Source organism: Pseudonocardia sp. P1, from assembly GCF_000178675.2.
Taxonomy (GTDB): domain Bacteria; phylum Actinomycetota; class Actinomycetes; order Mycobacteriales; family Pseudonocardiaceae; genus Pseudonocardia.
This window is the reverse complement of sequence record NZ_ADUJ02000001.1, coordinates 1,296,973-1,317,861: the sequence shown is the minus strand read 5'-3', so window position 1 is coordinate 1,317,861 and position 20,889 is coordinate 1,296,973. Positions and strand designations below refer to the sequence as shown.

At 73.8% G+C, this 20,889-nt stretch carries 18 protein-coding genes; 11 read left to right on the top strand and 7 right to left on the bottom strand.

The annotated features are described in order from the left end of the window. The first annotated feature begins 16 nt into the window (after positions 1–16). The 3 genes from PP1_RS05610 to PP1_RS05600 all read left to right on the top strand — a co-directional run bounded on the left by PP1_RS05610 (position 17) and on the right by PP1_RS05600 (position 2,366). On the top strand, positions 17–1,003 hold the full coding sequence (locus tag PP1_RS05610; protein WP_010230103.1) for a malate dehydrogenase: 987 nt from the start codon (positions 17–19) through the stop codon (positions 1,001–1,003). A 216-nt stretch (positions 1,004–1,219) separates the two neighbouring features. Continuing rightward, positions 1,220–1,765, top strand: coding sequence for a DUF3558 family protein (locus PP1_RS05605; RefSeq protein WP_010230100.1), 546 nt, complete (start codon positions 1,220–1,222; stop codon positions 1,763–1,765). Positions 1,766–2,000: 235 nt separating this feature from the next. Further along, positions 2,001–2,366, top strand: coding sequence for a hypothetical protein (locus PP1_RS05600; protein ID WP_227012640.1), 366 nt, complete (start codon positions 2,001–2,003; stop codon positions 2,364–2,366). 125 nt (positions 2,367–2,491) lie between these two features. Here PP1_RS05600 and treZ read toward each other — a convergent pair whose 3' ends face one another. Beyond that, positions 2,492–4,237: a malto-oligosyltrehalose trehalohydrolase gene (gene treZ, locus PP1_RS05595; protein WP_075314131.1), complete on the bottom strand. Its 1,746-nt coding sequence runs from the start codon at positions 4,235–4,237 to the stop codon at positions 2,492–2,494. A gap of 83 nt (positions 4,238–4,320) precedes the next feature. Between treZ and PP1_RS05590 the strand changes: the two genes are divergently transcribed. Beyond that, the gene (locus tag PP1_RS05590) at positions 4,321–4,788 is read left to right on the top strand and encodes a DUF5709 domain-containing protein (protein WP_029239534.1); all 468 of its coding nucleotides are present in this window, start codon (positions 4,321–4,323) and stop codon (positions 4,786–4,788) included. Positions 4,789–4,794: 6 nt separating this feature from the next. On the opposite strand, the gene treY is transcribed toward PP1_RS05590, so the two are convergent. The 3 genes from treY to PP1_RS05575 all read right to left on the bottom strand — a co-directional run bounded on the left by treY (position 4,795) and on the right by PP1_RS05575 (position 9,978). Further along, positions 4,795–7,161 carry a malto-oligosyltrehalose synthase gene (gene treY / locus PP1_RS05585; RefSeq protein WP_010230089.1) on the bottom strand — a complete coding sequence of 789 codons (2,367 nt, stop codon included), beginning with the start codon at positions 7,159–7,161 and terminating at the stop codon, positions 4,795–4,797. 11 nt (positions 7,162–7,172) lie between these two features. Next, positions 7,173–9,347: a glycogen debranching protein GlgX gene (gene glgX / locus PP1_RS05580; protein ID WP_010230086.1), complete on the bottom strand. Its 2,175-nt coding sequence runs from the start codon at positions 9,345–9,347 to the stop codon at positions 7,173–7,175. A 163-nt stretch (positions 9,348–9,510) separates the two neighbouring features. Then, a complete protein-coding gene (locus PP1_RS05575; RefSeq protein WP_010230083.1) occupies positions 9,511–9,978 on the bottom strand; it encodes a PPOX class F420-dependent oxidoreductase in 468 nt (155 codons plus the stop codon). A 57-nt stretch (positions 9,979–10,035) separates the two neighbouring features. Here PP1_RS05575 and PP1_RS05570 point away from each other — a divergent pair, with 57 nt between their 5' ends. From PP1_RS05570 to PP1_RS05560, 3 genes are all read left to right on the top strand, one after another. Beyond that, positions 10,036–10,461 carry an HIT family protein gene (locus tag PP1_RS05570; RefSeq protein WP_010230081.1) on the top strand — a complete coding sequence of 142 codons (426 nt, stop codon included), beginning with the start codon at positions 10,036–10,038 and terminating at the stop codon, positions 10,459–10,461. Between the two features lies 1 nt (position 10,462). Beyond that, positions 10,463–11,059, top strand: coding sequence for a histidine phosphatase family protein (locus PP1_RS05565; protein ID WP_029239533.1), 597 nt, complete (start codon positions 10,463–10,465; stop codon positions 11,057–11,059). A gap of 466 nt (positions 11,060–11,525) precedes the next feature. Continuing rightward, positions 11,526–12,848: a GGDEF domain-containing protein gene (locus PP1_RS05560; RefSeq protein ID WP_139323843.1), complete on the top strand. Its 1,323-nt coding sequence runs from the start codon at positions 11,526–11,528 to the stop codon at positions 12,846–12,848. Positions 12,849–12,936: 88 nt separating this feature from the next. Here PP1_RS05560 and PP1_RS05555 read toward each other — a convergent pair whose 3' ends face one another. Further along, entirely contained in the window at positions 12,937–14,301 is a 1,365-nt protein-coding gene (locus PP1_RS05555) for a GGDEF domain-containing protein (protein WP_010230073.1), read from the bottom strand. Positions 14,302–14,474: 173 nt separating this feature from the next. On the opposite strand from PP1_RS05555, the gene PP1_RS05550 reads away from it, so the two are divergent. The 4 genes from PP1_RS05550 (at position 14,475) to PP1_RS05535 (ending at position 18,754) form a co-directional block, all read left to right on the top strand. Further along, entirely contained in the window at positions 14,475–14,681 is a 207-nt protein-coding gene (locus tag PP1_RS05550) for a hypothetical protein (protein WP_139323844.1), read from the top strand. Positions 14,682–14,957: 276 nt separating this feature from the next. Beyond that, positions 14,958–16,889: a 1-deoxy-D-xylulose-5-phosphate synthase gene (gene dxs / locus PP1_RS05545; RefSeq protein WP_010230071.1), complete on the top strand. Its 1,932-nt coding sequence runs from the start codon at positions 14,958–14,960 to the stop codon at positions 16,887–16,889. Further along, positions 16,889–17,587 carry a response regulator transcription factor gene (locus PP1_RS05540; protein ID WP_033199544.1) on the top strand — a complete coding sequence of 233 codons (699 nt, stop codon included), beginning with the start codon at positions 16,889–16,891 and terminating at the stop codon, positions 17,585–17,587. Before dxs ends, PP1_RS05540 begins: the two co-directional genes overlap by 1 nt. 3 nt (positions 17,588–17,590) lie before the next feature. Continuing rightward, on the top strand, positions 17,591–18,754 hold the full coding sequence (locus PP1_RS05535; RefSeq protein ID WP_075314132.1) for a sensor histidine kinase: 1,164 nt from the start codon (positions 17,591–17,593) through the stop codon (positions 18,752–18,754). Between the two features lie 24 nt (positions 18,755–18,778). Here PP1_RS05535 and PP1_RS05530 read toward each other — a convergent pair whose 3' ends face one another. Both PP1_RS05530 and PP1_RS05525 read right to left on the bottom strand, forming a co-directional pair. Further along, entirely contained in the window at positions 18,779–19,957 is a 1,179-nt protein-coding gene (locus PP1_RS05530) for an HRDC domain-containing protein (RefSeq protein ID WP_083680517.1), read from the bottom strand. Between the two features lie 77 nt (positions 19,958–20,034). Beyond that, a complete protein-coding gene (locus PP1_RS05525; protein ID WP_010233729.1) occupies positions 20,035–20,703 on the bottom strand; it encodes a LuxR C-terminal-related transcriptional regulator in 669 nt (222 codons plus the stop codon). Between the last annotated feature and the right edge of the window lie 186 nt (positions 20,704–20,889).

Genomic DNA, 20,889 nt, shown 5'->3' with positions numbered 1-20,889 from the left:
GGCTAGGGTCCGCGTCGTGTCTGCTACCCCCGTTTCCGTCACCGTCACCGGAGCCGCTGGCCAGATCGGTTACGCGCTGCTCTTCCGGATCGCCTCCGGGCAGCTGCTGGGGCCCGACACCCCGGTCAAGCTGAACCTTCTCGAGATCCCGCAGGCCGTCAAGGCCGCCGAGGGCACCGCGATGGAGCTCGACGACTGCGCGTTCCCGCTGCTGCGCGGCATCGACATCCACGACGACGCGAAGGCCGCCTTCGACGGCGCGAACGTCGCCCTGCTGGTCGGCGCCCGTCCCCGCACGAAGGGCATGGAGCGCGGCGACCTGCTCGAGGCCAACGGCGGCATCTTCGGTCCCCAGGGCAAGGCCATCAACGACGGCGCCGCGAGCGACATCCGCGTGCTCGCCGTCGGCAACCCGGCCAACACCAACGCCCTGATCGCCCAGGCGTCCGCGCCGGACGTCCCGGCCGACCGCTTCACCGCGATGACCCGCCTCGACCACAACCGTGCGCTGGCCCAGCTGGCCAAGAAGCTCGGCGTCGGCCTCGACGAGATCTCCAAGCTCACGATCTGGGGCAACCACTCCGCCACCCAGTACCCCGACCTCTTCCACGCCGAGGTCGGCGGCAAGATCGCCGCCGAGCAGGTCGAGCGGGAGTGGCTGGAGAACGACTTCATCCCGACCGTCGCCAAGCGTGGCGCCGCGATCATCGAGGCCCGGGGCGCGTCCTCGGCCGCGTCGGCCGCGAACGCCGCCATCGACCACGTCCACGACTGGGTCAACGGCACCCCGGCCGGCGACTGGGTCTCCGCCGCGATCCCGTCCGACGGCTCCTACGGCGTCGCCGAGGGCATCATCTCCTCGTTCCCGGTCACCTCCGAGAACGGCGAGTGGAAGATCGTCCAGGGCCTGGAGATCGACGAGTTCTCCCGCGGGAAGATCGACGCCTCGGTCGCCGAGCTCGTCGAGGAGCGCGACGCGGTGAAGAAGCTCGGCCTGATCTGAGCCCACCCCCACGCACGTCCTCTCCGGCCGCGACCACCCAGGTGGTCGCGGCCGGCTCGCGTCCGGCCCGTCCCGGCTCGCCGCAGCCCGTGATCACGGATCGGGAAGGGATACGGCCGTTCGTGGCCGGATCGCTTCCCGATCGGTGATCACCCCGGAATCTCCGTGCGGGACAGGGGGTAGGGGCTAGCGTCTCACCGGAGGCGAGGAGGGTCCGTGACGCGGTGGTGGGCGGCGGTCGTGCTGGTTCTCGTGCTCGGGGGGTGCGCGTCCGCGCCTTTGGGGCCGCCGGATCCGTTCCCGGCCCGGCCGGCGGACATCGACCTGAACCGCCTCGATCCGTGCGCGACGGTGTCGCCGGAGAGCCTGAGGGCCGCCGGCGTCGACCCGGAGAGGCGTCAGGTGGCCGCGCCGGTGGTCGGGGGGAAGCCGACCCGCCTGTGCGACTGGGGCGGCTACGGCAGCGACTTCGGTTTCACGGTGCAGTTCTTCCCGTCCGATGCCGAGCAGGCGGTCGGCGCCGACGGTGCGATGATCGGCGAGATCGAGGGTTACGGCACCGTCCGGCTCACCGAGCGGGAAACGATCGCCCCGCTCTGCGAGATCCTCGTCGACACCGGTGAGAGCCAGCTGATCCGCACGCAGACCCAGGCTGCCGACGTCGAGCCGCCGGGGCCGGGGTCCTGGATCGACAAGTCCTGCGATCGGGCCGTCCGGCTCACCGCCGAGGTGATCCGGACCGCACGCGGGCTCGCTGCGTGACGACCCGTGCCGCCCGTGACCACCGGACTCGTCGTGTGACCACCGGACTCGCCGTGTGGGCCCCGGATTCCCCGTGTGGGCCCCGAATTTACCGCGTGGAGCCCCGGTACTCGGTGTGAGCCTCGGACTCTCGCTGCGTGACCACCGCTCGCTGCTCGGCGACCGGGTTCGCACCCGCGAACGCCGCGGTCCGAACAGCGACCGGCCGTGCTGCCCGCTCCTACCGTGCGTCGCCATGACGATCGATGCAGCCCGCCCGCGAGGCACCGCCTCCGACAGCCTCATGGTGCAGATCACCACCGGCAACGTCGTCCAGGTCCACGCGATCCTCGCCGCCCAGGCCGAGCGGATGTACACGGCCCTGAAAGACGCAGAGTGGCTGCGGAACCTGCCGGCCGTCGGCCAGGATCCGGTGTCGCTCGACGCCAGGAGGGCTTTCCAGCCGAAGGTGAACCACATCCTCGACACCCACTGGGCGCACTACGTCGAGGTCCGGGAGGCGGCCGACCGGCTCCTCGTCGCCGCCCGGCAGTACGGCCACGCCGAGGACGCCATCGGCCGCGCCCTGGAGGTACAGCGGGAGCACTTCGCCCAGCTGTGATGCCTCCCGGCCGGGCCCGTGATCACCGATCGGGAAGGGAGACGGTCGGATGTGGCCGGATCGCCTCCCGACCGGTGATCACGCCGGCCGGGTCTGCCGGTCGAGCGGGTGCAACGCCGGTGCCGTCACCCCGCGATACGGCAGATCGCGAACGCCTCCGCCGGAACGGTGAACGAGTCGTCGTCGCTGCGGGTCGGCTCGGACGCCAGCAGGATCCGGGTGATCGTCGACCCGAGCGACAGCGTGACGGGCTCCGGCCCCAGGTTGACCACGACCCGCATCGCGCCCCGGGCGATCACCAGGGTGCGGGCCTGCTCGTGGACGTCGACCCCGACCGAGTCCAGCCACGGGTCGGACAGCTCCGGCCAGGTGCGGCGCAGCGCGATGAGCTCGCGGTGCATCCGCAGCAGCGTCGCGTGCGGCTCCTGCTCCGGCTCGGACCAGTCGAGCGTCGAGTCCGTGAACGTCGACTCCGCGTTCGGGTCGGGGACCTCGTCGGCGTCGGACCAGCCGTGGTCGGCGAACTCCGTGCGCCGCCCGTCGCGGACCGCCTGCTGCAGGCCCGGGTCTCCGAACCGGGAGAAGAACTGCCACGGCGTGCGCGCGCCCCACTCCTCGCCCATGAACAGCATCGGGGTGAAGCCGGAGGTGAACAGCAGCGCCGCGCCGCAGGCCAGCAGGCCGGGGGACAGCGTGTGGGTGAGCCGGTCGCCGGTGGCCCGGTTCCCGATCTGGTCGTGGTTCTGCAGGTAGGTCACCAGCCGGGAGCCGGGGATCCGTGCCGTGTCGATCGGGGCGCCGTGACTGCGCCCCCGGAACGACGACCAGGTGCCCTCGTGCAGGAACCCGCGCGTCAGCACGTGCGCGAGCCCGTCCAGGCCCGCCTCGGCGAAGTCGCCGTAGTAGCCCTGGCCCTCCCCGGTGAGCACCGTGTGCAGGCAGTGGTGGACGTCGTCGGCCCACTGGGCGTCGAGCCCGTAGCCGCCGCCCTCCCGCGCGGTGATCATCCGCGGGTCGTTGAGGTCGGACTCGGCGATCAGCGACAGCGGACGCCCGACGTGCGCCTCCAGGGCCGTGACCTCGACGGCGAGCTGCTCCAGGACGTGCTGGGCACGGGTGTCGCGCAGCGCGTGCACGGCGTCGATCCGCAGCCCGTCGACGTGGAAGTCGCGCAGCCACATCAGCGCGTTGTCGATCACGTAGCGGCGGACCTCGTCCGAGCCGCCGCCGTCGAGGTTCAGCGACGGGCCCCAGATGTTCGATCCGGCGAAGTACGGGCCGAACCGGTCCAGATAGGCCCCGGAGGGCCCGAGGTGGTTGTAGACGACGTCGAGCACGACGCCGAGGCCGCGGGCGTGGCAGGCGTCGACGAACCGCTTGAAGGCGTCCGGGCCGCCGTAGTTGCCGGTGACGGCGTACCAGGCGACGCCGTCGTAGCCCCAGTTCACGGGGCCGTCGACGGCGTTGACGGGCAGCACCTCGACCAGGTCGATCCCGAGCGAGACGAGATGGTCGAGCCGGCCGATCGCCGCGTCGAAGGTGCCCTCGTCGGTGAAGGTGCCGATGTGGCACTCGTAGAGCACCGACCCGGCCAGGGTGCGGCCGGTCCAGGTGTCGTCGGTCCACCAGAACGAGTCGTGGTCGTAGACCCGGGACCGTTCGTGCACCCCGCCCGGCTGCCAGCGGGAACGTGGGTCGGGGAGCGGGGCGGGGTCGTCGTCCAGCAGGAAGGCGTAGTCGGTGCCGTGCCCGTGGTCGGGCAGTTCGGTCCGCCACCACCCGCCGGGTGCGGGGTCCAGCGCGATCCGGTCGTCGCCGACCAGGACGCTCACCCGGTTCCTGTCAGGGGCCCACACCGCGAACTCCGTCACGGGCGTCGATCCTTCCGCACCCGTGGGGGATCCCGCGCGGGCGGGCGGGGGTGGCGCCGCTCACCCGGCGCTACGCTGCCTCGATGGCCGACCCGGACAGCGGTGACGACACCGACCAGCACGCCCAGCTGCAACCCGACGACACCCTGGAGTACGGCGGTGTCACCGACGTGCTGGACGAGGGCTACTCGCCGCCGGAACGGCCGTGGAACTCCCGCGACCACGAGTCGCTCGACGAGCGCCTCGCCGACGAGGAACCGGACCCGTGGAACGCCACCGACCCGGCCCTCGAGGACGACACCGACCGCGACACCGACCGCGACACCGACGACGCCACGGGGGAGGACCTCGGCGACACCACCGGGACCGACGGCGAACTCCGGGACGGCGAGGTCGGCGATCGCCGGGCAGGCCGGCTCACCGTCGACGACGCGTCGTTCGACGGCAGCGACGGCGGCGAGCAGCAGCTCGTCGCCGGTGACGCCGGGATCGACGGGGCGGGGGCGTCGGCGGAGGAGGCCGCCGTCCACCTCGTCGACGACGAGGAGTAGCCCGCCTCAGGCGGGGCGGACCAGCAGCGCCACGGGGTAGCGGTCCAGCAGCCCGGCGAGCGCCGGTGCCGGGCCGTCCACCGGCTTGTTCGCGATCATGTCGTGCCAGTCGTCGAACCCGCCGGGCAGCGGCAGCGTCGTGTCGCCCCACCCGCCGCGGCGGGCCAGGCCCTCCGGCAGGCGGGTGGCGACGGCGACCAGCGCCCCGCCGCCGCGGGAGAACGCGACCGCGTGCGACGCCGCGGTGCCCTGCGCGTCGAGGGGCCCGTAGCCGGAGAACAGCTCCGGCCGGAACCGCCGCAGCCGCGCCGCCGCCGACGTCACCAGCAGCTTCGCCGCACCGGAGGCGTCGACCGGGGGCTGCCAGCCGCCGTCGATCCGCTCCAGCAGGCGTTCGCGGACCCCGAAGTCGACGGGCCGCCGGTTGTCCGGGTCGACCAGCGAGTACTCGAACAGCTCGGTGCCCTGGTAGACGTCGGGCACGCCCGGCCCGGCCATCTGCAGCAGCTTCTGGCCCAGCGAGTTCGACCAGCCCGGGCCGGCGATCCCGGAGACGAACGCCTCGATCTCGGCGACCAGCTCGGCGTCGGCGAGCACCTCGCCCGCCCAGGCGGCGATCCGCTCGTCGACCTCGGGCACCGCGTCGGTGTGCGAGGTGACGAGCTTGGCCTCCTTCGAGGCCTTGCCCAGGTACGACGCCAGCCGCTCGGCCGGGATCGGCCACGCCCCGACCAGCGACTGCCAGGCGAGGAGCTCCAGCGAGCGGTCCGGCAGCGGGTGGCGCACCGACCACCTGCGGACCTGCTCGGTCCAGTCACCCGGCCGCTCGGCGAGCACCGCGAGCCGCGCCCGGACGTCCTCGGAGCGCTTGGTGTCGTGGGTGGACAGCGTGGTCATCGTGCGCGACCGGCCCGCCTCGCGGTGGGTGAGGCCGGCGTGGAACTCGGTGGGGGACACCCCGAACCGGGCCGGGTCGCCGCCGACCTCGTTGAGCGCGACGAAGCGGTTGTACCGGTAGAACGCGGTGTCCTCGACGCCCTTGGCGGTGACCATGCCGGAGGTCTGCTGGAGCCGGGTCGCGTACTCCGAGCCGGGGTCGGCGACGAGGCCGGCGTGCAGGGCGGTGACCACCGCGGCCAGGTCGGGACGCCGGGTGCGGGCGACCGACACGGCGGTGTCGGCGGCGGCGCGCCCCTCGGCGATCGCCGGGGTCAGGTAGGAGCGGTAGACCGGGAATCCGCAGAGGAACTCGGCGACCGCGTCGTGCAGGTCCTCGGCGGTGACCGCGGTGAGGTCGACGCCGGTGGCCGCGGCGTCCGCGCCCGGTCCGGCCCGGAACGCGTCGGCGATCCGGTGGACCTCCGCGACGAGGATCCGGTCCACGACGAGGTGCCTGCCGTCGTCCTCCACAGCGTGCGCGGACGGCTTCGCACCGGTGTGCTCGGCGGCGAACTGGGTCAGGAGCCCGGCGCCGTCGGGATCGACGAACACCCCGCAGATCTCGCGCAGCGCCTCGTAACCGCTGGTGCCGTCGACCGGCCACGAGGCGGGGAGGTCCTCGCCGACGGCGAGGATCTTCTCGACCAGCAGCCACTTCCAGGGCCCGATCTCGGCGCGCAGCCGGCGCACGTACCCGCCGGGATCGGCCAGGCCGTCCGGGTGGTCGACGCGCAGCCCGACGATCGTGTCGTCGCCGCGCAGCAGCTCCAGCACCGTCCGGTGGGCGTCGGCGAACACCGCCGGGTCCTCGACCCGCACCGCGGCCAGGTCGGACACGTCGAAGAACCGGCGGTAGGTCAGCTCCGCCGCGCCGCGCCGCCAGGACGCGAGCCGGTAGTGCTGGCGGTCGTGCACCTCCTGCGCGGTGCCGTCCCCGGTGCCGGGGGCGACCGGGAAGCGGTGCTCGTGGTAACGCAGCTCGCCGTCGGTGACGGTGAGGTTCTCCAGCGCGCCGGCCTCGTCGGCGTCGAGCACCGGGAGCAGGATCCGGCCTGCGCCCCAGTCGACGTCGAAGTGGTGCGCCCACCGCGACGACTGCCCGTGCGTCAGCACGTCCCACCACCACGGGTTCTCCGCGGGCCGCGCGACGCCGACGTGGTTCGGCACGATGTCGAGCAGCAGGGTCAGCCCGTGCTCGCGCAGCGTGCCGAGCAGGGCGCGCAGACCGGCCTCGCCGCCGCGCTCCGCGGAGATCCGGGACGGGTCGACGACGTCGTAGCCGTGGTTCGACCCGGTCCCCGACTCGAGCAGCGGGGAGGCGTAGAGCGCCCCGATCCCGAGCCGGTCGAGGTAGCCGGTGAGCGCCCGCGCGTCGGCGAACGTCCGGTCCTTCGAGAACTGCAGCCGGTAGGTGGAACCCGGAAGGCGGCTCATGCGGGTGCGCCTCAGCCCTTCGATCGCAGGACGAGCAGGGAACGTGCGGGCAGGGTGAGCACCGAGCCCGCGGAGACCGGGTCGAGGTCGACGCCGTTCTGGCCGGCGGCCGACGGCGGGTGCACCTCGCCCGAGTGCGTGTCGACGACGACCTCCCAGGCCGATCCGAACTCGGACGGCGGGAGGGTGGCGTCGATGTCCTCCCAGTAGGAGTTGAAACAGAGCAGGAACGAGTCGTCGGTGATGCGCTGGCCGCGTTGGTCGACGTCGGCGATGCCCTCGCCGTTGAGGAACACGACGACGGCCCGGCCGAGCTCGTTGTCCCAGTCGTCCTCGGTCATCTCCCGGCCGGCCGGGGTGAACCAGCCGATGTCGGACACCGCGTCGCGCTGGCGGCGGCCGATGGGCCTGCCCGCGAAGAACCGGCGCCGCCGGAACACCGGGTGCGCGTGCCGCAGGGCCGTGACGCCCGCGGTGAAGGTGACCAGGTCGTGGTGCTTGCCGGAGAGCTCCCAGTCCTGCCAGGCGATCTCGTTGTCCTGGCAGTAGACGTTGTTGTTGCCGCCCTGGGTGCGGCCGAGCTCGTCGCCGTGCAGCAGCATCGGCGTGCCCTGCGAGAGGAGCAGGGTGGCCAGGAAGTTGCGCTGCTGGCGGGCTCGCAGCTCGAGCACCGCCTCGTCGTCGGTGGGGCCCTCGACGCCGCAGTTCCAGGACCGGTTGTGGCTCTCGCCGTCGTTGCCGTCCTCGCCGTTGGCCTCGTTGTGCTTCTCGTTGTAGGAGACCAGGTCGGCGAGGGTGAACCCGTCGTGCGCGGTCACGAAGTTGATCGAGGCGTAGGGGCGGCGGCCGTCGCCCTGGTAGAGGTCGGAGCTGCCGGTGATCCGGGACGCGAACTCGCCCAGGGTGCCTGCCTCGCCGCGCCAGAAGTCGCGGACGGTGTCGCGGTACTTGCCGTTCCACTCGGTCCACAGCGGGGGGAAGTTGCCGACCTGGTAGCCGCCGGGGCCGACGTCCCACGGCTCGGCGATGAGCTTGACCTGGGAGATCACCGGGTCCTGCTGGACGAGGTCGAAGAACGTGGACAGCCGGTCGACGTCGTAGAACTCCCGGGCGAGGGTCGAGGCGAGGTCGAAGCGGAAGCCGTCGACGTGCATCTCGGTGACCCAGTACCGCAGCGAGTCCATGATCAGCTGCAGGGTGTGCGGGTTCCGGACGTTCAGCGAGTTGCCGGTGCCGGTGTAGTCCATGTAGTAGCGGGCGTCGTCGTCGACCAGCCGGTAGTAGGCGTGGTTGTCGATCCCGCGCATCGACAGCGTCGGTCCCATGTCGGAGCCCTCGGCGGTGTGGTTGTAGACGACGTCGAGGATCACCTCGATCCCCGCGTCGTGCAGCTCGCGGACCATCGCCTTGAACTCCGGGACCTGCGAGCCGGCCCGCGCGGAGCCGGAGGCGTAGGCGTGGTGCGGGGCCAGGAAGCCGATCGTGTTGTAGCCCCAGTAGTTCGACAGGCCCTTCTCGGTGAGGTGGTGGTCCTGCACGAACTCGTGCACCGGCATCAGCTCGACGGCGGTGACGCCGAGCTGCTTGTAGTGCTCGATCATCGCGGGGTGCGCGACGCCGGAGTAGGTGCCGCGCAGCTCCTCCTCGACGTCCGGGTGCAGCGTGGTGAGCCCGCGGACGTGCGCCTCGTAGACGACGGTCTCGTTGTAGGGGATCTTCGGCGGCCGGTCCGAGCCCCAGTCGAAGAACGGGTTCACCACCACCGACTTCGGCACGTGCGGCGCCGAGTCGGTGTCGTTGCGCGAGTCGGGGTCGCCGAAGTTGTAGCCGAACACGGCCTCGTCCCAGTCCACCGGACCGTCGACGGCCTTGGCGTAGGGGTCGATGAGCAGCTTGTTCGGGTTGCAGCGCAGCCCCTGTGCCGGGTCGTACGGGCCGTCCACCCGGTAGCCGTAGCGCTGCCCGGGCTCGATGCCGGGCAGGTAGCCGTGCCAGACGAAGCCGTCGACCTCGGTGAGCCTCACCCGGGTCTCGGTGAGCCCGCCGGGCGCGTCGGCGCCGCTGCCGTCGGGGTCGAACAGGCACAGCTCGACCGACTCGGCCGCCTCGGAGAACAGCGCGAAGTTGGTGCCGGTGCCGTCGTAGCTGGCACCCAGCGGGTAGGCGTGCCCGGGCCAGGGCTGCATCTCACGGTCCTCTCCTCGCGACCCGGCCACCGGCCGTGTGCGCGCTCAACCTATCGGGGGCCGGCGCCGTTGCCGTTCGCTCCGCGGACGGGGCGCGGAGCAGGTCGGTGCTCACCGGGCCCGGCGGTGCGGGCGCGGAGCCGCCGATCCTCCCAGGACCTGCTCAGGAGTCGGCGAACCGGGCGGGGAAACCGCCGGTCGCGACCGGGCTCCAGCGGGTCGGGGTGATCCGGACCAGCGCCTTGCCCTGGTCGCTCATGGCCTGCCGGTACTCGTCCCAGTCGGGGTGCTCCCCGGAGATCGCGCGGAAGTAGTCGACGAGCGGCTCCAGCGCGTCGGGCAGGGTGATCAGCTCGGCGTCGCCGTCGACCTGCACCCATGCCCCGTCGAACTTCTCGGAGAGCACGACGACCGAGGCCCGGCCGTGCCGTGCGACGTTGGTGGACTTCGCCCGCTCCGGGTAGGTGGAGATCACGATGCGGCCCTCGTCGTCGACGCCACCGGTGACGGGGGAGGCCTGGACGCCGCCGTCGGACCGGGTGGTCATGAGGATCATGTGGTGCCGCGGCCGGACGAAGTCCAGCAGCTCGTCGCGGTCGACGCGGTCGTTCGTGGCGATGGTGCGGGGCATGCGGCCAGGGTATGGCCGGACCGCCCGTCCCGCTGGGATGCCCTAGGGTCGATCGTCGTGAGCAGCGTCTTCACGAAGATCATCGACGGTGAGATCCCCGGCCGCTTCGTCTGGTCCGACGACCGGTGCGTCGGGTTCCTCTCGATCAACCCGCTCGGGCCGGGGCACACCCTGGTCGTGCCGCGGGCCGAGATCGACCAGTGGGTCGACGCCGACGCCGGGCTGACCGCGCACCTGACGGAGGTCGCCCGCACGGTCGGGATCGCCGTGCGGGAGATCTGGGCGCCGCCGCGGGTCGGGCTGCTGGTCGCCGGGTTCGAGGTCCCGCACCTGCACGTGCACGTCTTCCCCGCCTGGGACATGCGCGCCTTCGACTTCGCCAACGCCGCCGCCGAGGTCGACGCCGCCGAGCAGGACGGGCACGCCGAGGCGCTGCGGACGGCGCTGCGTGGCGCGGGTCACGCCGACCACGTCCCCGCCTGACGTGCAGCTGGTCCTCGTCCGGCACGCCCTGCCCGAGCGGGTCGAGCACGCCGACGGCTCGCACGCCGACCCCGGCCTGACGGCCGACGGGCACGCCCAGGCGGAACGTCTGGTGCGGGCGCTGGCGGGGGAGCGGGTGGACGCGCTCCACACGAGCACCATGCGCCGGGCCGTGCAGACGGCGGCGCCCCTGGCCGCCGAGCGCGGTCTGGAGCCCGTCACCCACGCCGACCTGCGCGAGTACGACGCGGAACGGTCCGAGTACGTGCCGATCGGGCAGATGGCGCAGGCCGATCCGGCCGCCTGGGAACGGATGCGGGCCGGGCACCTGCCCGAGCACGTCGACGCGGCGGCCTTCACCGAGCGGGTGCACCGGTGCGTCGAGGGGATCGTCGCCGCCCACCCGGGGCGGTCGACGGCCGTCGTCGTCGCGCACGCCGGCGTGGTGAACGCGTACCTGGCGGCGATCCTGGGCGTGGACCGGACGTTGCCGTTCCCGCTCGACTACACGGGCGTGAGCCGGGTGGTCTGTGCGCGGGACGGAATGCGCAAGCCCTGGACGGTGAACGAGATCGCGCACGTGTCCGACCTGCTGTGACGGGCCGCACGTCGGCCGTTCGCCGCCGCCGGGGCGCCGTCCGCCGGTACGGGCCCGCCGGGGCCTGACGAACGTCGGACGTATACATAGTCTCGACGAGAACTCCGGCGGTCCGCGGACCCTCGGGCGCACCCGGCCGGTGCGCCGGGAGGTGCGTCCCCGCCGGTCCGCCACCGACCGCCGAAGGGACCCGCACCGGGATGGACGTGACCGGCAGGGGGTACGTGGCGCCCGGGCGCGGCCCCGGTGCCGGGCCCGCCGTCGGTCCTCGCCGTACCGGCCGGTCGTGGTGTGGTCACCAGCCGCGGTTGCGCATGACGGCACCTCCTGTCACCGGTTCGGATGCCGGTGTGACTCTGAGCAATATCTGCGACGTCAGAGTACCCGTTCGGGTGATCCAGATGGTGAGGCCCGCCCGATCTGTCCGGAACGTCCCGGACTGGATTGCACCATTAGGGGAGGGTGCGTGACGGCGTCCGGCCCCCGGCACGGAGGCCGTCGCCGGCCGGTGTGGGACCTGCCCCGGTCGATGCTGGTGGTGCTCGTCGTCGTCGAGCTCTCCGCGGCCGCCCTGGTCGTGGGCGGTCTCGCGATGCTCCCGGCGGACGCCTCCACCGGGTACGCCGCGCTGGGTGCGCTGGGCCTGGTCGCGCTCGGTGTGCTGCACACCGAGCTCGCCACCGGGATCGAGCGGGTCCGGCGCCGGGTGGCGCACGCCTCGTACTTCGACCTGTCGAGCGTGTGGACCTTCGCCGGTGCGCTGCTGCTGCCCCCGCCGCTGGCCGGCGTCGTCGTGATCGGCATCTACGCCCACCTGTGGTGGCGGGTCTGGTACCCGGCGGGCGCCGCGCTGCACCGGCACGTCTACACCACGGCGACGGTGGTGCTCGCGGCCTGTGCCGCCGGCGCCGTCGTGTCGCCGGAGCGGCTGACGGGCACCGCCGGCGCCGGACCGGGCAGCGGCCCCGCCGCGTACGGCGTGCTGCTCCTCGCGATGGTCACGTACATGCTGGTCAACCAGGCGCTCGTCGCGCTGGCCCTCTCGCTGACCACCGGCCGCCGGTTCGCCTGGCGCGGGGTGCTCGGCGACGGCGACGACCACGTCCTGGAGGGCGCGACGCTGTGCCTGGCCGTGCTGGCCTCCCTCGCCGCGCTGCGCCAGCCGCTGCTGGTCCTGCTCGTCCTGCCCCCGCTGCTGGTGCTGCACCGCGCGGTGCTGATCCGCCAGCTCGAGGAGCGGGCGAACACCGACGCCAAGACCGGCCTGCTCACGGCCGCCGCCTGGCGGGGCCGGTCGCACCGGGCGATCGCCCGCTCCCGGCGGCAGCGGCGCGCGGTGGCCGTGCTCGTCCTCGATCTCGACCACTTCAAGTCCGTCAACGACGGCTACGGCCACCTGGCAGGCGACGAGGTCCTCTCCGCCGTCGCCGCGACGCTGACCGACCAGGTGCGCGACGTCGACCCGGTGGGCCGGTTCGGGGGCGAGGAGTTCGTCGTGCTGCTGGCCGAGCTGCCGCCCGGGACGGAGGGCCGCGATCTGGCACACGTCGCGGCCGAGCGGATCCGGCACACGGTGCGTGGCCTCGCCGTCGACGTCGAGGCCCCGGGCGGGCCCCTGACGATCACCGACCTGTCGGTCTCGGTCGGGGTGTCGGTCGCCGGGCTGGACGGCGACACCCTCGACGAGCTCCTGCAGGTCGCCGACCACGCGCTCTACGCCGCCAAGCGCGCCGGCCGCAACCGGGTGCGGCTCGGGCGGGCCGCGACCGGCCCGGCCAGCGAGGTCTGACCCGGCCCGGCCGGGGCGCGCCCGTCGGGCTCGCTCGGGTCCCGTGGCGGGGAACGGGTGCCCGACCGGTGGGAGCCGAGCGGGTCGGTCAGGCTCGCTCGGGTTCGGTGGCCGGGAACGGGTGCCTGCCGATCCGGACCGTGTCCCGGCCGGCCCGCTTGGCGGCGTAGAGGGCCGAGTCGGCGACCTCCAGCAAGGCGGTGAGCCCGCCGCCGTCGCCGGGGAACACCGCGCCGCCGATCGACACCGTGATCCCGATGCCCGCCCGGCCGCCGGGGGCCCCGTCCGCGCGCCCGGCGGGCAGGTCCGCCACCGGACGGGCGGCCGGGTCGTCGTCGCGGCGGGTCCCGGAGATCCGCCCGCGCACCCGCTCGGCGATCTGGCGCAGCTCGCCCTGCCCGTCGTGGCCGGAGAGCCGGGGCAGCAGCACGACGAACTCCTCGCCCCCGAAGCGGCCCACCAGGTCGTGGTCGCGCAGTTCCTCCTGCAGCACCCGGGCCACGGCGGCCAGCACCTGGTCGCCGTAGAGGTGGCCGTGCGTGTCGTTGATCTCCTTGAAGTGGTCGAGATCGAGGATCAGCAGGGCGGCCTGGCGCCGTTCCTGCTCGGCGATCTGCAGCGCCTGTGACCCGCGCAGGTGCCAGGCGGCGTGGTTGAGCAGGCCGGTCTTGGCGTCCAGGTCGGCCTTCTCGCGGAGCTGGCGGACCAGGATGGTCCGGTGCAGGGCGAGGATCGGCGGCACCGCGAGCAGGGCGACCAGGGGGCTCGTGGTGGCCAGAGCGCCTGCGGTGAGCGCGCCGAGGCACAGCGTCGCGAGCTCGAGGGTGAGCTCGTCGCCGCCGAAGAGGATCTGTGAGATCCGCGTGTCGGGGGTCGCCATCGCGACCACGCCGAGCACCAGGCAGGTGTTCACCACGGTGTAGGTGAGCAGCGTGAGCACCAGCGCGACCGTGCCGGGGACCGTCCCGTACAGCTCGCCGGGGCGGGTGGCGGCGAGCATCCCGGCCGCCGCGTGCACGGAGAGGATGACGGTCGCGGCGTTGTAGACCTCCCGGAACACCGGGCGGCGGTCGGGCGGCGGTACCGGCCGCAGCACCCGCACGTAGAGGTGGGTGTAGACGACGACCACCACGAGCGCGCCGAGCACCGGCGGGAGCAGCAGCGCCGAGGCGAACGTCCACACCGACGTCAGGTTCACGTGGTGGGTCTCGGCCGTGTAGCGGCGTACCCGCTCGACCCCGGAGACGATCTCGGTGTGTGCCACCCCGGCGACCGTCAGGGTGACCAGCAGGACCAGCGTGCCCCGGTCGATCTGCGGCGGGTTCGTCGCGCCGGCGACGACCAGTGCCAGCGCGAGCAGCTCGACGGCCAGCACGGCGCCGAGCAGCCGCGGTGGGATCGACCACACCGGCCACCGGGAGATCCGGTGCAGCGGGACGGGGGACGACGGCATGCGCTCCCTCCCGGTCCGGCTCGGCGCCACCCCGGTGCCGGGCGGCCCGCCCTGATCCTAACCGTCATCGGTCGCGGTGCGTGATCGGCGCGGCCCTCACCCGACGTCCGTGCTGCTCGAACGAGCAGACCGGTTACGTTCGGTGATCATGATCTCGCGCCCATCATGTAGTTGTGTACGCAATGGTGCTGCCCGGATTGTTTTCCCGGCGCGGCCGGGCGATTCTTTTCCCGCTCTCCGCGGAAAAGGGTCCGGACCGTCCGCGGGGCAACGGCGTCCACGTCACCGATTTCATGATCGGTCATGCGGGTCACCGGATGGACGTGCAGGACCAGGCCGTATCGGAAAGGGGATCGATCGTGCGCAACTGGGGTTGGTGAACGTGCCGGCGGATGCCGCCGGAATGAATTGGAGAAGGTGTCGTGAAGATCGTCGGGAGGTGTGTCGCAGATGCGTAACTGGGGTTGGTGAGTGAACGATTCGTCCCGCGGGCGCGGAGCGGACCCCGTCAGGACGACGGGGTCGGCCGCGACTCCTGGTGCACCGCCGGGTCGGCTCGGCTACCCGTCCGTAGAGTGGACGCGAAGAGTCGATGCCGGGCCGCCACGGCGGTGAGTCGCCCGCGAGCGGGGTGCCCGGCGGCGAGGAGGCACCACGTGACGACGAACCCGGGGCTGGCCGCGATCCGGCGACCGGCCGACCTGCGCGGGCTCGGGCCGGACGAGCTCGCCTCGCTGGCGGCCGAGATCCGCGGCTTCCTGATCAGGGCGGTGTCGCGCACCGGTGGTCACCTGGGGCCGAACCTGGGCGTGGTCGAGCTGACGCTCGCCCTGCACCGGGTCTTCGACTCGCCGCAGGACGCGCTGATCTGGGACACCGGGCACCAGGCGTACGTGCACAAGCTCCTCACCGGCCGTCAGGACGGCTGGGAGCGGCTGAAGAAGACCGGCGGGCTGTCCGGGTACCCGAGCCGCGCCGAGTCCGAGCACGACCACGTGGAGTCCTCGCACGCCTCGTCGTCGCTGTCCTGGGCCGACGGGATCGCCCGGGCGAACGCGCTGACCGGGCGGGACCGGCACGTCGTGGCCGTCGTCGGTGACGGCGCCCTGACCGGCGGCATGGCCTGGGAGGCGTTGAACAACATCGCCGCCGGCGAGGACCGCAACGTCGTCATCGTCGTCAACGACAACGGCCGGTCGTACTCGCCGACGATCGGCGGGCTCGCCGACCGCCTGGCGTCGCTGCGGCTGCAGCCCGGCTACGAGCGGATCCTCGAGGCCGGCAAGCGCACCGTCCGCGGGACCCCGGTCGTCGGGCCCGCGCTCTACGCGGGCCTGCACGCGTTCAAGGCGGGCGTGAAGGACGCGCTCAGCCCGCAGGAGCTGTTCTCCGACCTGGGGCTCAAGTACTTCGGCCCGGTCGACGGGCACGACATCGCCCAGGTCGAGTCGGCGCTGCGCCGGGCGAAGCGGTTCGGCGGGCCGGTGATCGTGCACGCCGTGACCCGCAAGGGCAACGGCTACCCGCCCGCCGAGAACGACGAGGCCGAGCAGATGCACAGCCCGTCGGCGTTCGACCCGGAGACCGGTGCGCCGACCGGCGCGCCGTCGACCGGCTGGACCGACGTGTTCTCCGAGGAGGTCGTCGAGCTCGGTGCCCGGCGCACCGACGTCGTCGCGATCACCGCGGCGATGCTCGGTCCCACCGGGCTGGCGCCGTTCGGGGCCGCCTACCCGGACCGGCTGATCGACGTCGGGATCGCCGAGCAGCACGCGCTCACGACCGCGGCCGGCCTGTCGCGGGCCGGGATGCACCCCGTCGTCGCGCTGTACTCGACGTTCCTCAACCGCGGCTTCGACCAGCTGATGATGGACGTCGGCCTGCACCGCGAGCGGCTGACCCTGATGCTGGACCGCTCCGGCGTGACCGGCAGCGACGGGCCGTCCCACAACGGCATGTGGGACCTGTCGATCCTCGGCATCGTGCCCGGGATGCGGGTCGCGGCCCCCCGCGACGAGCCGACCCTGCGCGAGGAGTTCCGCGAGGCCGTCGCGGTGTCCGACGGGCCGACCGCCCTGCGCTATCCCAAGGGGTCGGTCGTCGCCTCGGTGCCCGCGGTGCGCCGCCTCGACGGGCCGGCCGGCGTCGACGTACTGCACGAGCCCGCCGACGGGCGCGCCCAGGTGCTCGTCGTGTGCGTGGGCGGGTTCGGGAAGCTCGGCGTGGCGGCGGCGAAGCGGCTGGCCGACCAGGGGGTCGACGTGACCGTCGTCGATCCGCGGTGGGTGCTGCCGGTGCCCCGGGAGCTGCTGACCCTGGCCGCCGACCACCAGCTCGTCGTCACGGTGTCGGACTGCGGCACGCACGGCGGGTTCGGCTCGGCGCTGTCCGACGCGCTGCGCGGTGCCGACATCGACGTCCGGCAGCGCGACCTCGCGCTGCCCCAGGAGTACCTCGAGCACGGCAGCCGCGACGACGTGCTCGCCGCGGTCGGGCTGACCGAGCAGGACGTGGCCCGCCGGATCACCGAGTGGGCCGCGGCCGCCGTGCCGGCCCTGCCCCGGCTGGACCCGGAGCGCACGGGCTGATGCGGGTCATCGTCGTCGAGGACGAGCCGGCCATGGCCGACGCGGTCGCGCGCGGCCTGCGACGGGACGGGATCGCCGTCGACGTCGCCTACGACGGGGACGAAGGCTCCGAGAAGCTGTCGGTGACCCGCTACGACGTCGCCGTGCTCGACCGCGACCTGCCGGGCCGCAGCGGGGACGAGCTGTGCGACGAGCTGGTCGCCGCCGGCGGCCTGACCCGGGTGCTGATGCTGACCGCGTCCGGCACGCTCGCCGACAAGGTCGAGGGCCTGTCCCGCGGGGCCGACGACTACCTCGCCAAGCCGTTCGACTTCCCCGAGCTCGTCGCCCGGGTGCGGGCACTCGGCCGCCGGGCCACCCCCGCCGTGCCCCCCACGCTCGCCGCGGGGGACCTGGTGCTGGACCCGGCGCGGCGGACGGTCGGCCGCTCCGGACGCCCGGTGGAGCTGACCCGCAAGGAGTTCGGCGTGCTGGAGGTGCTGCTCGCCGCGGGCGGTGCCGTCGTCTCGTCCGAGGAACTCCTCGAGCGGGTGTGGGACGAGAACGCCGATCCCTTCACCACGACCGTGCGGGTCACCGTGATGACGCTGCGCAAGAAGCTCGGTGAGCCGGCGCTGATCGACACCGTCGTCGGCGCCGGGTACCGGGTCCCCAGTGCGACCGACGCCCCACCCGGCGCCGGGACCGCGGCGGGCTGACCCGTGCAGCGCCTCCGGCCGCGCCTGACGCTGCTGGCCACCGTGCTGGTCGCGGTGGTGGCGGCGGTGCTGCTGTGGCTGGGGTGGATGCTGGTCGGGGCGGCCGTGGCGGGGACGCCCGCGCTGCCCGGCACGGTCGTCGTGAACGGGGTGCCGGTGCCCGCCGAGACAGCCCGGGACGCGATCGCCGCCGCCGCCCGCGACGACGTGCTGCGCGCCGGTCTGGTCGCGTTCCCGCTGGTCGTCGTGGCCGGCGCGGTGTGTGCGTGGGTGCTGGTCGGGCGGGTGCTGGACCCGCTGCACCGGGTGGTGGACACCGCGTCGCGGCTGTCCGCGAGCTCGCTCGACGAGCGCGTCGCGCTGGAGTCGGCGCGCGGCGAGGTCGCGGAGCTGACCGCCGCGTTCGACGCGATGCTCGACCGGCTGCAGGCCGCGTTCGACGCCCAGCGGCGGTTCGTCGCGAATGCCGGGCACGAGCTGCGGACCCCGCTCGCCGTGCTGCGCACCGAGATCGACGTGACGTTGCAGGACCCCGACGCCGACGCGACGGAGCTGCGCCGGATGGCCGAGGTCGTCCGCGACGCCGGGCGCCGCTGCGACGAGCTCGTCGCCGGGCTCCTGCTGCTCGCCCGGACCGAGGCCACCGGCCCGCTGAGCGGGTCCGACCGCGCCGCGGTGGACCTGGCCGCCGTCCTCGCCGTGGAACTCGACGCGATCGCCCCGGCCGCCGCCGCGCGGGCGTTGTCGGTCCGGACCGACGCGTGCCCGGTCGTCGTCGACGGGGACGAGGTCCTGCTGCGGCGCCTGGTGGCCAACCTGCTCGAGAACGCCGTCCGGCACAACCGTGACGCCGGCTGGATCGAGGTCGGGTGCGGGGACGCGGCGGACGGGGGAGCGGACCTCCGGGTGCGGTCGTCCGGTCCGGAGCTGCCGGCCGAGCAGGTCGCGGAGCTGTTCGAGCCGTTCCGGCGCGGCCCGGTGGCGCGCACCGCGCACACCCGGGGGTCCGGGCTGGGGCTGTCGATCGTGCGGGCCGTGGCGACGGCGCACGGCGGCCGGGTCGATGCCGAGGCCGTCCCCGGCGGGGGCCTGGCGGTCCACGTCGTGCTCCCGGCGGCGACCGGGGCGGGCCGGGAGCCGCGGACCGATCCCGCACCCGCACGCTGACCGCCGGTCCCGGGACGCCGGCCCTCAGGTGCCCAGCACCGGCTCCAGCAGGGGGGCGAGCAGCTCGACCTGCCACGGTCGGGCACCGCCCGCCGCCAGCGCGCCGCGGACGTCGCCGCCGGACGGCGGGGTCCAGCACAGCCGGCGCAGCAGGTCGGGCTGCAGCAGGTTCTCCACCGGGACGTCGTGCTGCTCGGAGACCCCGGCGAGCGCCGCCCGTGCGGCGGTGAGGCGCGCGGCCGCGTCCGGGTCCCGGTCGGCCCAGCGGGCCACCGGAGGGGGCCCGTCGGTGGTGGCCGAGCCGCGCGGCAGCTCGGCGTCGGGGAGGTCGGCGGCCCGGCGGAGCGCGTCGAACCAGTAGCCGGCCAGCCGGCGCTGCGAGCGCCCGCGGAAGACCGGCAGCCCGGCCAGCGTCTGCGCCGACTCCGGGTTCCGGACGGCCGCGTCGACGATGGCCGCGTCGGGCAGCACCCGGCCCGGGGCGATGTCGCGCTCGGCGGCCAGCGAGTCACGGGCCTGCCACAGCTCGCGCACCGCGGCCAGCGGGCGGGGCCTGCGGACCTTGTGGATGCCGGAGGTGCGGCGCCACGGCTCGGCGCGCGGGGCGGGCGGTGGCGCGGTCCGCACGGCCTCGAACTCCTGGCGGGCCCACTCCAGCTTGCCCTGCTCGTCGAGCAGCCCGGTCAGCACGTCGCGCAGCTCGATGAGGACCTCGACGTCGAGCGCGGCGTAGACCAGCCAGTCCTCGGGGAGGGGGCGCCGGGACCAGTCGGCGGCGCCGTGCCCCTTCTCCAGGGAGAGGCCGAGGAGGTTCTCCACCATCGGGCCGAGCCCGACCCGCGGGAGCCCGGCCAGGCGCCCGGCGAGCTCGGTGTCGAAGAGCGAGGCCGGACGCAGGTCCAGCTCGCCCAGGCACGGCAGGTCCTGGGACGCCGCGTGCAGCACCCACTCGGGGCCGCCGAGCGCCGCGGCGAGCGGCCCGAGCTCGCCGCGCAGGGGGATCGGGTCCACCAGTGCCGAACCGGCCCCCGCCCGTCGCAGCTGCACCAGGTAGGCGCGCTGCGAGTAGCGGAAGCCGGACGCGCGCTCGGCGTCCACCGCGACCGGTCCGGTGCCCGCGGCGAACGCCTCGGCGACCTCCGCGAGGGCCTCGGCCGTCGCCGTCACCGGCGGCAGACCGTCGGCCGGGCGCAGCAGGGGCACCGGATCGGGTGAACCGTCCGGGGACGGATCGCCGGGCGGCCGGAAGTCCGTACCGCCTGTCGTCCGCGCACCCTGGTTCAGCGAATGACCCCCGCACGCATGGCCAGCGCCACCATCTGGGCGCGGTCGCCGGTGCCGAGCTTGCGCCCGATCCGGGACAGGTGGCTCTTCACCGTCAGCGCCGAGAGGTTCAGCGCCTCACCGATCTCCTTGTTCGACTGCCCGTCGGCGACCAGCTGCAACACCTCGACCTCGCGGGCGGAGAGCTCGCGCGGGGTGTTGTCGGTGCCCGGCACGCGGGAACCGGTGGCCAGCAGCGGGGCGACCGTCGGGTCGGCGTAGACGCCGCCGTCGAGCACCCGCTTCACGCCGTCGGTCACGACCGAGGGCGACGCCGACTTGAGCAGGTACGCCTGCGCGCCGGCCTGGAAGGCCGAGCGGACCGCGTACGGGTCGTCGGAGGAGGCCAGGACGACGAGCCTGTTCCAGCCCAGCGAGCGGAGCTCGCTGACCAGGTCCAGGCCGCTGCCGTCCGGCAGGGTCAGATCGAGGATCGCGAGGTCGCACGGACCCGCGGCGTGTGCCCGGGCTCGCGCCTCGGTCACCGACGCGGCCTCGTGCACGGTGCCCGCGCCCATGGAGCGGAGCCGCCCGGCGATCGCCTCGCGGAGCAGCGGGTGGTCGTCCACGACGAGAACCGTGAACAGCTCCTCCCGCGGCTGCGGGACGATCCCCGGCGAGAGCACTGCTCCACCGATCGGAGCGCCACCTGAGGTGGTGCTGCCGGAGCTCTGCGCCGGCACTTGCTGGCCAAGTACAGCCACGTCGTCAACCTTCCTGGAGTCGGCCGTCAGCCCCCGACCAACACCGGAACCCGAGGGACGGAGAGTGGCGCTCGGCCGCCCGGGTGGGTGCCATGCGGGAGATGGTAT

What these genes read in the sequence shown, in the direction of transcription:
- PP1_RS05600 (WP_227012640.1), top strand. Translation starts at nt 2,001, where the DNA reads ATGACGATCGATGCAGCCCGCCCGCGAGGCACCGCCTCCGACAGCCTC.
- PP1_RS05555 (WP_010230073.1), bottom strand. Translation starts at nt 14,301, where the DNA reads ATGCCGTCGTCCCCCGTCCCGCTGCACCGGATCTCCCGGTGGCCGGTG.
- glgX (WP_010230086.1), bottom strand. Translation starts at nt 9,347, where the DNA reads ATGCAGCCCTGGCCCGGGCACGCCTACCCGCTGGGTGCCAGCTACGAC.
- PP1_RS05590 (WP_029239534.1), top strand. Translation starts at nt 4,321, where the DNA reads ATGGCCGACCCGGACAGCGGTGACGACACCGACCAGCACGCCCAGCTG.
- PP1_RS05540 (WP_033199544.1), top strand. Translation starts at nt 16,889, where the DNA reads ATGCGGGTCATCGTCGTCGAGGACGAGCCGGCCATGGCCGACGCGGTC.
- PP1_RS05575 (WP_010230083.1), bottom strand. Translation starts at nt 9,978, where the DNA reads ATGCCCCGCACCATCGCCACGAACGACCGCGTCGACCGCGACGAGCTG.
- treY (WP_010230089.1), bottom strand. Translation starts at nt 7,161, where the DNA reads ATGAGCCGCCTTCCGGGTTCCACCTACCGGCTGCAGTTCTCGAAGGAC.